The sequence below is a fragment of the Stenotrophomonas sp. HMWF003 genome (genome assembly GCF_003061285.1).
GTDB lineage: Bacteria > Pseudomonadota > Gammaproteobacteria > Xanthomonadales > Xanthomonadaceae > Stenotrophomonas > Stenotrophomonas maltophilia_AP.
Genome location: NZ_QAIW01000061.1, coordinates 1535 through 2074, shown reverse-complemented (window position 1 = coordinate 2074; position 540 = coordinate 1535). Strand labels below are relative to the sequence as shown.

At 70.9% G+C, this 540-nt stretch carries 1 pseudogene; it reads left to right on the top strand.

From position 1 onward, the window contains the following. Window positions 1-119: 119 nt before the first annotated feature. A pseudogene (locus tag DBR34_RS22020) lies at window positions 120-540 on the top strand (transglutaminase domain-containing protein); the annotation flags it as partial.

Genomic DNA, 540 nt, shown 5'->3' with positions numbered 1-540 from the left:
TGTCGGTGCCGTCGGCCCAGGCCGGTCGTGCCGCTTCCGGCACGGTAGAGGACGCGGCCGAGCGCGCGCGCGTCGCCGACCTCATCGATGCCGGGTACTTCGCCCGCGCCGAGCAGCGCATCGCCAAGCACGGCAGCACGCCGCCAGCGGCCTACGACGAACACACGCTGGCCTTCCAGCGCGAGCGCATGCGGCGGATCCGGCTGGACTTCAGCCTGGACACCGCCGCGGCCAAAGACGCCGTGCGGCGCTCGATTCCCGATCTGCGTGATGACGAATTCGAGCGCTGGGACCGGCAGGGGCTGCTGGAGCACCTGGATATCGACGGCACCCGGTTCTACTTCAAGCGTGCGCCGTCGAACCTGTTCCGGCTGAGCGAGGAGGCGCGTGCGCGCCGCCGGGCCGACGCGCCACTGCCCAGCGACGGTCCGTTCGAACACCTCACCCCGTACCACGCCAAGGTGGTGGAGGCGGCTGCGGCATCGGGAGAGTCGTCGGTGCTGCCGCAGCGGGTGGAGGTAACCCAGTCGCTCACGGTGA